Annotated in this window: 8 protein-coding genes; 3 read left to right on the top strand and 5 right to left on the bottom strand. The window is 65.2% G+C overall.

The features are described 5' to 3' along the window. Nucleotides 1-79: 79 nt before the first annotated feature. The 5 genes from THSYN_RS26790 to THSYN_RS26770 all read right to left on the bottom strand — a co-directional run bounded on the left by THSYN_RS26790 (nt 80) and on the right by THSYN_RS26770 (nt 4,627). A complete protein-coding gene (locus THSYN_RS26790; protein ID WP_100921822.1) occupies nt 80-2,080 on the bottom strand; it encodes a hypothetical protein in 2,001 nt (666 codons plus the stop codon). A gap of 323 nt (nt 2,081-2,403) precedes the next feature. Further along, the gene (locus THSYN_RS26785) at nt 2,404-2,823 is read right to left on the bottom strand and encodes a pilin (RefSeq protein ID WP_100921821.1); all 420 of its coding nucleotides are present in this window, start codon (nt 2,821-2,823) and stop codon (nt 2,404-2,406) included. Nucleotides 2,824-3,229: 406 nt separating this feature from the next. Continuing rightward, nucleotides 3,230-3,784: a hypothetical protein gene (locus THSYN_RS26780; RefSeq protein WP_100921820.1), complete on the bottom strand. Its 555-nt coding sequence runs from the start codon at nt 3,782-3,784 to the stop codon at nt 3,230-3,232. A gap of 163 nt (nt 3,785-3,947) precedes the next feature. After that, a complete protein-coding gene (locus THSYN_RS26775; protein ID WP_100921819.1) occupies nt 3,948-4,373 on the bottom strand; it encodes a type II toxin-antitoxin system VapC family toxin in 426 nt (141 codons plus the stop codon). After that, nucleotides 4,370-4,627: a FitA-like ribbon-helix-helix domain-containing protein gene (locus THSYN_RS26770; RefSeq protein WP_100921818.1), complete on the bottom strand. Its 258-nt coding sequence runs from the start codon at nt 4,625-4,627 to the stop codon at nt 4,370-4,372. Before THSYN_RS26770 ends, THSYN_RS26775 begins: the two co-directional genes overlap by 4 nt. Before the next feature lie 423 nt (nt 4,628-5,050). Between THSYN_RS26770 and acnD the strand changes: the two genes are divergently transcribed. The 3 genes from acnD (at nt 5,051) to THSYN_RS26755 (ending at nt 13,964) form a co-directional block, all read left to right on the top strand. Then, entirely contained in the window at nt 5,051-7,645 is a 2,595-nt protein-coding gene (gene acnD, locus THSYN_RS26765) for a Fe/S-dependent 2-methylisocitrate dehydratase AcnD (RefSeq protein ID WP_100921817.1), read from the top strand. A gap of 118 nt (nt 7,646-7,763) precedes the next feature. Next, nucleotides 7,764-8,957, top strand: coding sequence for a 2-methylaconitate cis-trans isomerase PrpF (gene prpF / locus THSYN_RS26760; protein ID WP_100921816.1), 1,194 nt, complete (start codon nt 7,764-7,766; stop codon nt 8,955-8,957). 48 nt (nt 8,958-9,005) lie between these two features. Then, complete coding sequence (locus tag THSYN_RS26755; RefSeq protein WP_100921815.1) at nt 9,006-13,964, top strand: diguanylate cyclase; 4,959 nt, start codon at nt 9,006-9,008, stop codon at nt 13,962-13,964. Nucleotides 13,965-13,989: the final 25 nt, after the last annotated feature.

Below are 13,989 nucleotides of genomic sequence, written 5' to 3'. Positions count from 1 at the left end.
GACCTGACGCCGGGTCGGGCGCAGTCCCGGTAGCTGTCGGACGTCCAGGTGCCGCGCGGGCGTCTTGTCTGCCGGCGTTTCAGTGCCCCCGAGGCGTCTGCGCTTCGCCCTCCAAAGCAGCTTTGGCATCATGCGCCTGGGCGGCATTCTGCGCCCCCTTGTCGCGAAGGAAGTCCTGATAGGCAGCAAGCCGACGATCGCGTTCCAGCCATTGAAACAGATTTCGTGGTGGAGTCGCGACAGCGATATCCACATAATGCCTGGCATCGTCCAGAAGCCCCGCGCTCATCAGAAAATAGGCTTGATCCAGGGCCGTGGTAAAAGACGGTGAAGCCGCATAGGCGCGGTCAAGTGCCCGGATGGTCCCGTCCAGGTCACCCTGTTGCTGCCGGTAGGAGGCGAGCAGGGTCGCCAACTGGCGGTGGGGCATGGGGCTGGCGGTGAATTTGGGACTTGCCAGGTAAATGTCGAAGATCCGCTGTATCTCCTTGGGGTCGATCCGGCAATGTCCGTCTCGGTCCCGGTCGATGATCCATTTCAGGCCCTCCAGGCTCCCAAAGTCCAAGGGGGCCGTTTGCGCCACCCGCGCGATCTCCTCGACGTCGGCGCCGAGGCTTGGCAGGCGCGCGTCTGTGCAGTGCTCCAAGGCATAGCGAAAGAGCGGTAAGTTGGCATTGGTCGGCTGCGCCGCCGTGGCTTGGTCGAGTTGGGTCCGTAGCCGTCCCCAATCCCCCTGGTTGGCCCAGTAGTTGATCGCGACGACCTGGGCACGGTGGGAGGCCGGACGTTCGGCGGACCACAGGATGGCGATCGACCTGGCATTGCCCCAGACCCGCGCGGAACTCCAGGTAATGGCCCCGACCAGCGCGATCATACCCAGCAGACCGGCGGTGAGCAGGTGTCGATAGGCCAGGGGGACCGCGAATACCGCGTAGCAAAGGGCGAAAATAGGACCGAGCATCGGGAGGTAGTTGCGGTGCTCGAAATAGATCTCGAGTGGCAGGACTGTCCCTTCGAGCAGGTGCCCAAGAAAGAACCAAAGGATTGCCAAGGCGAACAGTGGCCAGGCGCGCCGCTTAAGGATCGCCAGGGCGAGCAGCAGGGCGATTGCCCCCAAGGCCGCCAGTGTCTGGGGTGGGTCGAGGAGCCCGCGCGAGATCGCGAAATCGTCCCGAAAGGGCGTGGACTCGCTGAGTGAGGGCAGCAGAATGACCCGCAAGTACTGCATCAGGACCCGGCCCTCGGTCATCAGGCGCTCGCTGAGATTGAAGGCGCGTGCCTGGTATGCATCCGCCATGGTGCTGAAGACCGTTGCGAAGTAGAGCCCCAGCAGGATCAGGGGCAGGATCAGGAAGACGGCAGACCAGGCGCGCCACCAGGCGGGGCGGGGCGGTCGGTTTGCCCCGAGCACCGTCAGTTCCAGGGTTGCCACATAGGCCAGGGTCATAAAGGCCGTCTCCTTGCTAAGAATACCCAGCACCAGACAGGCCCCGAAGACCGGCCCCAGCCAAAACAGGGCCGTCCAGGGGCGTTCCGCGGCTATCCCGCGACCGTGGAGATAGGCGATGAGCGCCAGCAGCGAGAAGGTACCCCCAAGCAGGGTCATCCGCTGTATCACCATCATGATCGGCGACAGGTGCAGCGGGTGCAGCAACCAGAGGGCGGCCCCTGCCAATGCGACCCAGTCGGCGTGGTGAGTGGTGGCACCTGCGGGCTGGAGTAGGCGGGTGAGCCCGCGTAAAAAGACGAATACCAAGACGCCATTCAAGAGATGGAGCAGGAGATTGGTGCGCTTGAATGCCTGGGGTGAGGTGGGCCAGCCGTTGTCGTCCACCAAGAGCGACAGGTAGGATAGAGAACGCCCGGAACCCCCATCGTCCGGCAGTATCAACCGCATCACCTCATCCGGGGTGTGGATGCCGTTACCCGAACCGGCGAGTTTGGGCAGGTGAATCTGGTCGTCGAAGAAAAAGGGGCCGGACAAGCCGGGCGCAAACGCGAACCAGCCGAGGCCGAGGATCAGTGATAGCGTGAGCGCGATCAGGGCCGGGTTGCGCAAGGAGGTGTGCAGTTTCATCATGAATAGTTAACCCTAAATCCACAGATGAACACAGATGAACACAGATATTCTTTAGCATTGTCTATGCTTGTCGCTGATGTCACATTCACCGGCAAGCTGAGCCAACGGCCAATCACAAGCCATTAATCTGTGTTCATCTGTGGACAACTGCTCTTTCCGGATTAATGGGCCTCGGCATGGGTCGGAGTCCTGGTGGGCCCCGCGGGTGTGCTCGAAAAACCAAAAAGCCCCGGATTGTCCCCCGGGGCTTGAGGCAGTATCTGATCGCCGGCGTGCAGGTTACTATCAGGCGAAAAACCACTGCGACGCAGTCATATTAGTGCCTATGGCCGGCAGTTGGACGGCCGATATCTGATGTTAACGTTGCCGCCGGTGCACACCCACTTGGCGCCGCCTGCGTTCAGCGAGCCGGCGATGATGATGTTGCTGCCAGCCACTACGCCCGCGGTGCCCGCATACGTGATCGTGATGTGGCTTCCGGCGACGGCGATACTCCGAACATATTTGGTCGTCGGGGACTGGTAGCCGAGACTCCCGACACCACTTGCCGGCCAATGGCCATTATTGAGCGCAAATTCGGCCGCCGAAGCTTTCGGCGAGCCAGCGAGGTTGAGTCCTTCCGCCACCTTGCTGCGTGTGGTGAAATCTTGGTAGGACGGGATGGCGATGGCCGCCAGAATGCCGATGATCGCGACGACGATCATCAGTTCTATCAAGGTGAAGCCTTGTTGGTACTTTTTCATGGCTATTCTCTCTGGGTGAATGGGTGGAACCGGCTGAGCCGGGAGGCTGCCGCGGTTGCCGTGCAGCCGCGCCCTGCTTGTCTCCCGCTATCGGCCCAAGCATGTTCCGGGCCAGCGCCTTGGGCCGCCCTGCCGGGCCCCTGATCTTCCTGCCAAGCATCTGTGATGTAAAGGATAGTAAAGGCGCGCCGCGGTTCACTACCCGTTCATCGGGCCTGGCGCCCTTGGGAGATGCGCCAAAATCCTGCAAAAGGTGACGAGAATTGTCACTTTCTGACGTGATTGGGGCGATTTCGCCGGTAGCAGTGGGCGTGTCTCAGGGCCAGGGTGTCGTTTGCGGGTGCTGTAAGTCGTTGTCATTCTCAGAACTGTGAGCGGCGTTACAGGATCGGCACGGTTCCGCTCCTCAGTTACCTGCCGGCCCTGGTCCAGGGGCGGCGGGCGCGTGCGCCATGGGCCCGAAGCGGTGTGGCTCTATGGTCGCGATGCGGCCGAGATAAGGCCAAGTGGAAAAGACCCGCCCGTCCGAACGCTCGGCTTGCAGGGACGTCTCGCCGCCGGCGTCTCGCGTGCCCCAGCCGTTGGCCAGGATCAGCGCGTCGTCCGCGAAGGTCCACCACCCCTCCCGGGTGATCAGGCGTAGCTCGGCGCGTAGACCCGATTGTGTCCCGACCATATACTCCGCGAGACGGCGTGCGGCCTTCTCCATGATTTTCCAGCGGGCATTGACTGCGGGCTGATCGCGGCTGTTGGAGTGGCGCAGTTCCGGGGTGAAGATCATCCGTTCGCCATTGCCAAACTGCGCCTGCCATTGCTGCCCGGGAGGCGCCGGAAAAGCGACTGCCGGGGCAGCGCTCGCCGTCAGTCCGGGGTTGGAACGGTCATCGGCCCACAGTGGGTTGCCATAGGCCGGCAGGAAGGCGCCCAGCGGATCGTTACCGGAATAAATGGCGACAACCACAACCTTGGGCGGAGACTCTTTGCCGAGGGCGACGAGTTGCAGGTCGACGGGGATACCAAGGAGTCCGGGGGCGAACCAGCGAATCAGCGTGAGGGCCAGGCCCAGGGTAGCGACGACGCTGAGTAGGAGTCGAAGCAGGTCTCTGCGTATGTGGTCGAGCTACCTATGGTTGCCGGGTCCAGGGATTGACGAGTTGCAGGTCGGCGAGAAAATCGAAATCCGCGATATTGCGCGTAGCCAATTGTCCCTGATGGTGCAAGGCGATGGCGGCAATCTGGGCGTCCTCGACCGAGATCGGCCGCCCCAGGCGCCGGGATTCGGCCAGGATGGATGCGTACCGCGTCGCGCAGGCGCAGTCGAATGCCAGGCACCGTTGCTCGAAGTCCCGCAGCACGACCTGCGCGGCGGCCGTGAGGGCGGTCTTGCGCCGGCCCTCGGGCAGAATCCCGATGCCGACTTCAATCTCTGCTCGCGTCACTGCGGATATGAATAAACGGCTGGCGAGCTGGCCGTCGAGCCAGGCAATGACGGCCGGTTCCGGCTCCCGCTTCATCCACTCGGAAACGACGTTGGTGTCGAGCAGGATCACGGCTCGTCGTCGCCGAATGCAGGGGCCGCACGGGGCTGGGAACGGGTCGGGAGTGCAAGCTCGGCACCCCCCGAGACCTCCAGCACGCGCTGGTGCAGGCGGGTACCGAGACAGGTCTCGGCGGCGGGTGCTCCCAGGGCCTCGCGCAGGATCCGCCGTGCCTCTTCTTCCATCGAACAGCCGCGTTGCGCCGCGCTGATCCGCAGGCGGGTCTTGAGTGAGTCGTCGATATTTCGGATCGTGATCGCCGCCATGGGCGAGTCCTCGGGGATGCTTGCATTGATAGCATTGTAGTCATTGTCTGCGGCTTGGGCAAGGTACAGGCCGCGGCAGTCCGTCCCGCCGGCCCGGCAGCCGGGCCCGGCGGTAGCGCCGGGTGTCGCAGGCTGATCCTGATGTGGTCGGCGACGCCTGTAGGATGGGCAGAACGCAGCGATGCCCATCTGTCGGCGCGATCCTCGATGATGGGCATCGCTCTCGCTTTGCCCATCCTACGGCTGGCGCGTGCGCCGCGGTCGGCGGCCCTTGCCCGGCTCCCTGCGGGTGGCTAAAATCGGGGGGTTTAACTTTCTGAAAATTGCGCATCGGTGCGAGGCCCTCGCGGCGTGCCGACACGGCAATGACCCTGTTCTCACCGTCCATCGCGACGCACCCTAACGCCCAAGAAGTATAGCCCCATGAATACCACCAACCGCAAACCCCTGCCCGGCACCGACCTGAGCTACTTCGACGCGCGTGCCGCAGTCGATGCGATCAAGCCCGGCGCCTATGCCGGGCTGCCCTATACCTCGCGCGTGCTGGCCGAAAACCTGGTGCGCCGTTGCGACCCCGACACGCTGACCGACTCGCTTGCGCAGCTCATCGAGCGCAGGCAGGAGTTGGATTTCCCCTGGTTCCCGGCCCGGGTCGTGTGCCACGATATCCTCGGCCAGACCGCACTGGTCGACCTCGCCGGCCTGCGCGACGCCATCGCCGGGATGGGCGGTGATCCCGCCCAGGTGAACCCGGTCGTGCCGACCCAATTGATCGTCGACCACTCGCTGGCCGTGGAGTGCGGCGGCTTCGATCCGGACGCCTTCGCCAAAAACCGCGCCATTGAGGACCGGCGCAATGAGGACCGCTTCGACTTCATCAATTGGACCAAGAAGGCGTTCAAGAACGTCGATGTGATACCGGCCGGCAACGGCATCATGCACCAGATCAATCTGGAGAAGATGTCGCCGGTGGTCCAGGTCCGTGACGGCGTGGCCTTCCCGGATACCTGTGTCGGTACCGACAGCCATACCCCGCATGTCGATGCACTGGGGGTGATCGCGATCGGCGTCGGCGGGCTGGAGGCGGAGACCGTGATGCTGGGTCGTGCGTCCATGATGCGTCTGCCCGATATCATCGGGGTGAAGCTGACCGGCCGGCGCCAGCCGGGCATCACCGCCACCGACATCGTGCTGGCCCTGACCGAGTTCCTGCGCAAGGAGCGGGTGGTGGGCGCCTATCTCGAGTTCTTCGGTGAAGGTGCCGCCGACCTGACCATCGGTGACCGCGCCACCATCTCCAATATGACACCGGAATTCGGCGCCACCGCCGGCCTCTTTTATATCGACCGGCAGACCATCGACTATCTCAAGCTGACCGGTCGCGAGCCGGAGCAGGTCGCGCTGGTCGAGAACTACGCCAAGACTGCCGGTCTATGGGCCGACAGCCTGGTCGACGCCGAATACCCGCGGGTGCTGGAGTTCGATCTGTCGTCCGTGGTGCGCAACATGGCCGGCCCCTCCAATCCGCACCGGCGTCTGCCGACGTCCGACCTGGCCGCGCGCGGCATCGCCGGTGCCTGGGAAGAGAAGAAGGGCGAAATGCCCGATGGCGCCGTGATCATCGCGGCCATCACCAGTTGCACCAATACCAGCAATCCGCGCAACGTGGTGGCGGCGGCCCTGCTGGCGCGCAAGGCCAATCAGCTTAGTCTGGTGCGCAAGCCCTGGGTCAAGTCCTCCTTCGCGCCGGGCTCCAAGGTGGCCAAACTGTATCTGGAAGAGGCCGGACTGCTGACCGAACTGGAGAAGCTTGGTTTCGGCATCGTCGGCTATGCCTGCACCACCTGCAACGGGATGTCCGGTGCCCTGGACCCGGCGATCCAGCAGGAGATCATCGACCGCGACCTTTACACCACGGCCGTCTTGTCCGGGAACCGCAATTTCGACGGCCGTATCCACCCCTATGCCAAGCAGGCCTTCCTGGCCTCGCCGCCGCTGGTGGTGGCCTACGCCATTGCCGGTACCATCCGCTTCGATATCGAGAAAGACGCGCTGGGTTTGGACGCCGCCGGCAAGCCGATCACCTTGAAGGACATCTGGCCGTCCGATGAAGAGATCGACGCCATCGTCGCCGCCAGCGTGAAGCCGGAACAGTACCGCCAAATATATATCCCGATGTTCGCCGTCGCGCAGGACGATGGCGTCAAGGTCACCCCGCTGTACGATTGGCGTCCGATGTCCACCTACATCCGCCGTCCGCCGTACTGGGAAGGTGCGCTGGCGGGGGCGCGCACGCTGAAGGGTATGCGTGCGCTGGCCGTCCTGCCGGACAACATCACCACCGACCATCTGTCGCCGTCCAATGCCATCATGGCGAATAGCGCATCCGGTGAGTACCTGGCCAAGATGGGCCTGCCGGAAGAGGACTTCAATTCGTATGCCACCCACCGCGGAGACCACCTGACCGCCCAGCGCGCCACCTTCGCCAATCCGCAGTTGGTGAACGAGATGGCCGTGGTCGACGGGCAGGTCAAGAAGGGATCGCTCGCCCGGATCGAGCCGGAAGGCAAGGTCACCCGGATGTGGGAGGCCATCGAGACCTATATGGAGCGCAAGCAGCCGCTGATCATCATCGCCGGGGCCGACTATGGTCAGGGGTCCTCGCGTGACTGGGCCGCCAAGGGCGTGCGCCTGGCCGGTGTGGAGGCCATCGCGGCCGAAGGCTTCGAGCGGATCCACCGGACCAATCTGGTCGGCATGGGTGTGCTGCCGCTGGAGTTCAAACCGGGAGTGAACCGCAAGACCTTAGGTATAGACGGCACCGAGACCTTCGACGTGCTCGGCGAGCGCAAGCCGCGCGCGGATCTCACCCTGGTGATCAACCGCAGGAACGGCGAGCGTGTGGAGGTGCCGGTGACCTGTCGTCTCGATACCGCCGAAGAGGTCTTGATCTATGATGCCGGCGGGGTATTGCAGCGCTTCGCGCAGGACTTCCTCGAGTCGTCAAAAGCGGCCTAGCCCAAAGGAGTCGGGGCGTCCCGCCCCGACACCCTGCCATGCGGGGGCGGGACGCCCCCGCTCCTTTAGCGCTAGGTCCTCCTGACATCGCCTTAGCAACGCCCGGAAAACATTCCTTATGTCTCACATACCCCAGATCAAGATTCCCGCCACCTACATGCGCGGCGGCACCAGCAAAGGCGTGTTCTTCCGCCTGCAGGACCTTCCCGCAAGCGCGCAGGTGCCGGGCGCGGCGCGTGACGCGCTATTGCTGCGGGTCATCGGCAGCCCCGACCCCTACGGTAAACAGATCGACGGCATGGGCGGGGCGACCTCCAGCACCAGCAAGACGGTCATTCTGTCCAAGAGCAGCAGGCCCGATCACGACTGCGATTATCTGTTCGGGCAGGTGTCCATCGACACGGCCTTCGTCGACTGGAGCGGCAACTGCGGCAATCTCTCCGCCGCGGTCGGCTCCTTTGCGATCAGCAGCGGGCTGGTCGATGCCGCCCGTATTCCGCGCGACGGCGTGGCGATCGTGCGCATCTGGCAGGCAAACATCGCCAAGACCATCATCGCGCACGTGCCCATCACCAACGGTGCGGTGCAGGAAACCGGTGACTTCGAGCTCGACGGCGTGACCTTCCCCGCCGCGGAGGTGCAGCTCGAATTCATGGACCCGGCGGCCGAGGAAGAGGGCGCGGGGGGCGCCATGTTCCCCACCGGCAACCTGGTGGATACGCTCGAGGTCCCTGGGGTCGGCACGCTCACGGTCACCATGATCAATGCCGGCATCCCGACCATTTTCGTGAATGCGGATGCCATCGGCTATACGGGCACCGAGCTGCAGGACGCCATCAACGGCGATGCCAAGGCCCTGGCCATGTTCGAGACCATTCGTGCCTATGGCGCCGTGCGTATGGGGCTCATCAAACACATCGATGAGGCTGCCAAACGCCAGCACACCCCCAAGGTCGCCTTTGTCGCCAAGCCGGCGGCCTATGTATCATCGAGTGGTAAGCAGGTCGCGGTCGCCGACATGGACGTGCTGGTGCGGGCACTCTCGATGGGCAAGCTGCATCACGCCATGATGGGCACGGCCGCGGTTGCCATCGGCACCGCGGCGGCGATCCCGGGCACGCTGGTGAACCTCGCCGCCGGCGGCGGTGCGCGCACCGCAGTGCGCTTCGGTCATCCCTCGGGGACCCTGCGGGTCGGTGCCGAGGCCAACCAGGTCGACGGCGAATGGGTCGTGACCAAGGCCATCATGAGCCGCAGCGCCCGGGTGTTGATGGAGGGCTGGGTGCGCGTGCCCGGGGATGCGCTCCAATAGCAGAGTCCAGCCGCGGCGCCTGACCCATGCAGATCGAAAGGAGACCCGATGATGACCGTATTGCGCGTCGGCCAGGCGTTTCGCGAGTATCGCACCACCGACCCGGTCGATGGGTCTGCACTACTGGTCAAACAGGCGCTCGATGATGGCGCTTCCCTGGCCGCCCTGCGTAACGAGCAACGTATCCTTGAACGCCTGCAGGGGGTGGCGGGTTGTCCGCGTCTGGTGCGGTTCGACCCGGCCGCCCGGGAACTGACCATCGAGGACTTTGGCGGCATCAGGCTCAGCCCGGCGGGGTGCCAGGGGGAACTTGCGCCGTTGCTCGCCCTGTCCGAAGCATTGGCGCACCTCCTGGCCGCCATTCATGCGCGCGGGGTCATTCACCGGAACATCCATCCCGGGGGGATACTGATCCGGCCCCGCGGGTCGGATCATGGCGGACCGGACGAGTTGCAGGTGCAACTCACCGACTTTGATCTCGCCACGGTCTGTACCGAGGAAAATCCGCCATTCGAGCACCCGAGTCGCATCCTCGGTACCCTGGCCTATAGCTCCCCCGAACAGACTGGACGGATGAATCGACCGGTCGATTACCGCGCCGACCTCTACTCCTTGGGGGCCACCCTCTATGCCCTGGCGACGGGCGCCCCACCGTTTGAGGGGACCGACACCCTGGCGCTGGTCCATGCCCACCTCGCCGCGGTGCCGGTCCCGCCCGTGACCCGGGCGCCCTGGTTGCCGCCGCGCCTGTCCGACCTGATCCTGACCCTGCTGGCCAAGGAACCGGACGACCGCTATCAAAGCGCCGCGGGCCTGGCCCACGACCTGCGGCGCCTGCGCCGGGCCCTGGCCGTCACCGAGCCGGCCGGGCAATGGCAACTCAGAGAACACGACCTGCCCCTGTCGCCGCGCCCGCCGCGCCGTCTGTATGGTCGCGAGCAGGAGTTGCAGACGCTGCTGGCGGCCTTTAGGAACCTGACCCGGGACCGGCCGGGAGACGGTCCCCGGGGGCTGTTCGTAGCCGGATATGCGGGGGTCGGCAAGACGGCGCTGATCAATGAACTCCACCGGCCCGTGACCCTCGCGGGGGGGCTGTTCATCACGGGCAAGTGCGACCAGTACCGGCGCGACCGGCCGTTCCTGGCGCCGACGCAATGTCTGCGCCAATTGTGCCACTGGCTGCTGGCCGAACCCGCGGCGGCGCTCGCCCAGTGGCGCGAGCGGTTGCTGGCGGGGCTTGGTCCGGATGCCGGTGCATTGTTCGAGGTCCTGCCCGAACTGGAGGCCGTGCTGGGCCCGCGGGCCCCCGCGCCGGTGCTCGGACCGCTCGAGTCACAGGTGCGCCTGCGCACCCTGCTTGTCGCGCTGCTGCGCCAGGTGGCAGCGCCCGCGCGCTCTCTGGTGCTCTTTCTCGACGACCTGCAATGGGCCGACCAGCCATCGCTGGACTTCATTCGTGCCCTGCTGGATGAGACCGACCTGGCGGGCCTCCTGCTGGTCGGTGCCTGGCGCGATAACGAGGTCGATAATGCCCATCCGGTGGCGCGGTTGCTGTGCCAGCGGTCCGCCACCGGGCCGCCGGCATTGGTCATTACCTTGTCGAATCTGATGTGTGAAGACCTGGTCGGGCTGCTGGGGGACATGCTGCACCAGCCTGCCGCCACCCTGTCGCCATTGGCTGCGCTCGTGAACGACAAGACCGGCGGTAACCCCTTTTTTGCGGTCGAGTTCGTCAACACCCTGCACCGGGAAGGCCAGTTGTTGCCCGACCCGGAATGCGGGCAGTGGCGGTGGGACGCCGCTGCCATCGCACTACACCCGGCCAGCGCCAATGTGGTGGACTTTCTCGCCGGGCGGCTGGCCCGCCTGCCGACGGCGACCGCCGACCTCCTGGTCGCCGTCGCCTGCGTGGGCACCGCCTGTGACTTGGGCACCCTGACACTGGCCACGGGCGACACCCCGGCGACCCTCGTCGAGCGGCTCGCGCCGGCCTTGGAACTGGGGATCCTCGTCACGCCGAGCGCGGTTGCGTTCGGCCGGGCTGATCCGACTGCCCGGCTGCGGTTCTGTCACGACCGGATGGCGCAGGCGGTCTACCAGCTCCGGGACGACGCCTCACGGGGCCGGTTGCACTTGGCCATGGCCCGGCGTTTCGTCCAGGCGGGGGCCGCATCGGTGCATCAATTCGCCGCCGCGGAGCACTATGCCGCCGCCGCCCCGCTGATCCGCGACCGTGCCGAGCGGGCCACCGCACGTCCTTTGTTCATCGGTGCGGCCTTGCGGGCGCGCCAGGCCGGTTCCTTCGCGACCGCGGAGCGCTTCCTGCGGATAGCCGCCGACCTGTTGCCGGCGGACGCCTGGCAGAACGAACAGGAGGACACCTTTGCACTCTATGCCGAGTTGCACTTGGTGCTCTACAGCCAATCACATCATTGTGAGGCGGACGAGGTCTTTGAGTTACTCGGGCTCCGGGCTGCGGTGCCCCTGCAACTGGTGGGGCCGACGTGCATACAGATCATGAGTTTGACCGCTCGCGTGCGCTATCTGGATGCCTTCGCGCTCGGCTGCAGGCGATTGGATTCACTCGGCGTGACGGTGCCGACGGATGACCTGCCGCACCTCCTGGAAGAGGAACTCGACCTGTTGTATCGGCATATCGACCAGGGCGCGTTGGAGCGACTGCCAACGAGTCCCGCGCTGGCCGACGAGGTGCTTCTTGGTGCCGCCAGGATCATGAACCGCATGCTGTTCACGGCTTTTTTCAAGCAACCGCTGCCGGCCATCTGGATCCTGCTGCGGCTTAGCCGTTGGTGGCTCGAGCACGGTTACAGCGATCTATTTCTTGTGGCATTGGCGATGACCTGCTTGCCGGCCATCGTGTTTCGCGGTGACTACGCCACCGGTTACCACCTGGCCTGCATGGCATTGGCGACCGGAATGGCCCGTGAAGGGGGTGCTGAAACCGCCCGCGTCCGGCATGTGCTTGCCCTCTTTTCCAGCCACTGGTTTCGGCCGGTAGAGGAGGACCTCCGCCACTCCCGCGCTACGATCGACGCGGCCCTGCGGGCGGGCGACCTGGAACTGGTTGGTTACTCATTCTGCACGACGCTGCGGGCCACCATCGAGGTCTGCGGCGATCTCGCGCAAATGGGCGCGGCGTGCACGGCCGCGCTCGGTTTCTGCCGCAAGCACGCGCACCGCCTCGGGGAAGAGACGAGTCTTCCGTTCAGACAACTGGTGCGCGCACTGGAAGGCAAGACGCAGCGACCGGGAAGCTTCGACGATGCCGACTTCAATGAGCAGACGCATCAGGCGGCGATCCAGGGCAACTCCGCCGCGCTGGTTACTTTTCACATTTACCGGGGCCTGGCGGCCTGCCTGTTTGACGATCGGGAGGCACTGGCATGCCATGCGGAGGCGGCCCAGGGCCTCCTGTCGGGTATTCCCGGTTATTACCTGATCGCCTTGGGCAATCTGCTGCACTCATTGGTGCTGATTGAGAGGATCCATGCGACGCCCGCGACCGAGCACCCGCCATTGCTGGAGAAGGTGGCCGCCAACCAGGCCTGGCTCGCGGCCCGCGCGGCCGATGCCCCGATGAACTTCAGCCACCTCTGGGAACTGGTGGAGGCGCAGCGGCTGGACGCCCTGGAGCGGCCCTGGGAGGCCCAGTCGGCATTTGAACGGGCCATGTGTCAGGCGCAGGCCCACCAGCGCCCCTGGCATCATGGCTTGGCCACCGAGCGGGCCGGACAGTTCTATCTGCGGCGCGGGTTGGAACAGGCCGGCCGTCCGCTCCTGAGGCGGGCGCAGGCGCTCTATCGGCAGTGGGGCGCTCACGGCAAGGTGCGGGCGATGTGCGCGCGCCTGCCCTTTCTGGACGCCCGCGATCAGGTCGATACCACTGACATCCAGGGTGAGGCATTGAACCACCAGGCCCTGCTGCGCGGCATGCAGGCCCTGGCGTCGGAAACCAGGCTCGCTCAATTGGTGGCGCGGGTGACTGAATTGGTGGGCCAACTGACCGGCGCCACCGACGTGCGCTTCTTCATGCTGGATGAGGCTGGGCGCTGGTACCTGGAAGGCGGGTTGCGGGGGGTGGAGCGGCTGGAGCGGATGCCGGTGTCGGAGGCGGAAGAACGTGGGCTGGTCTCATCCGCCGGGCGGCGACTGGTCCTGACGACCTTGCAGCCAGTGGTGTCCGAGGACGCGGTAATCGACAGCCGTTTCGCCGGCGACCCCCACTTCGCCGGCCTGCCGCTGTGTTCACTGCTGGCCCTGCCGATCTTCGTGCAAGGACGGATCAGGGCCTGTCTGGTCCTGGAAAATCGGTTGTTTCGCGCGGCATTCACGGCCCAGGGGATCGAGACGGTGTCCGTGCTCTGCGATCAGTTGGCCATTTCAATCGAGAATGTGAGGCTCTACGAGTCCCTGGAACAGAAGGTCGCCGACCGCACCCGCGAATTGGAAGCGGCCAATTGCCTGTTGGAGACGTTGAGCGTCCGTGACGGCCTGACGGGAATTGCCAATCGCCGCTGCTTCGATGAGACCCTGCTGGCTGAATGGCGGCGCGCCGCCCGCTCCGGCGCGCCGCTCGCCCTGGCGATGTTCGACGTGGATTGGTTCAAGAATTATAATGATTGCTATGGCCATCAGGCCGGCGACGAGTGTCTGCGCACGCTCGCCGGGGTGCTCGGCAGCCAGGCCCGCAGGGCTGGCGATCTGGCGGCCCGCTATGGGGGGGAGGAGTTCGCCTTCATTGCCGCGGGCATTGACCTCACGGGCATGTTGCACCTGGCCGAGGGCGTCCGCACCGGGTTGGAAGCTTGCGCGATACCCCATGCCGAATCGGTGATCGGGCATGTCACGGTGAGTGCCGGTGTCGCCGTGGTGATTCCCCAGGATGAGTCGTCGCCGCAGCGCTTGCTGCGACTGGCCGATGAGGCCCTGTACCGCGCCAAGGCACAGGGCCGCAATCGCACGGTGCCGGCCGCCGTCAGTGCTTGATCGACGCGCGCGGACTAGGAAACGA

It is taken from the genome of Candidatus Thiodictyon syntrophicum, from assembly GCF_002813775.1.
Classification (GTDB): domain Bacteria; phylum Pseudomonadota; class Gammaproteobacteria; order Chromatiales; family Chromatiaceae; genus Thiodictyon; species Thiodictyon syntrophicum.
This window is presented reverse-complemented; position numbering and strand designations above follow the sequence as displayed.

Bases quoted from the DNA above. Each gene is read 5' to 3' on its own strand.
- THSYN_RS26790 (WP_100921822.1), bottom strand. From the start codon at position 2,080: ATGATGAAACTGCACACCTCCTTGCGCAACCCGGCCCTGATCGCGCTC.
- THSYN_RS26785 (WP_100921821.1), bottom strand. From the start codon at position 2,823: ATGAAAAAGTACCAACAAGGCTTCACCTTGATAGAACTGATGATCGTC.
- THSYN_RS26770 (WP_100921818.1), bottom strand. From the start codon at position 4,627: ATGGCGGCGATCACGATCCGAAATATCGACGACTCACTCAAGACCCGC.
- acnD (WP_100921817.1), top strand. From the start codon at position 5,051: ATGAATACCACCAACCGCAAACCCCTGCCCGGCACCGACCTGAGCTAC.
- prpF (WP_100921816.1), top strand. From the start codon at position 7,764: ATGTCTCACATACCCCAGATCAAGATTCCCGCCACCTACATGCGCGGC.
- THSYN_RS26755 (WP_100921815.1), top strand. From the start codon at position 9,006: ATGATGACCGTATTGCGCGTCGGCCAGGCGTTTCGCGAGTATCGCACC.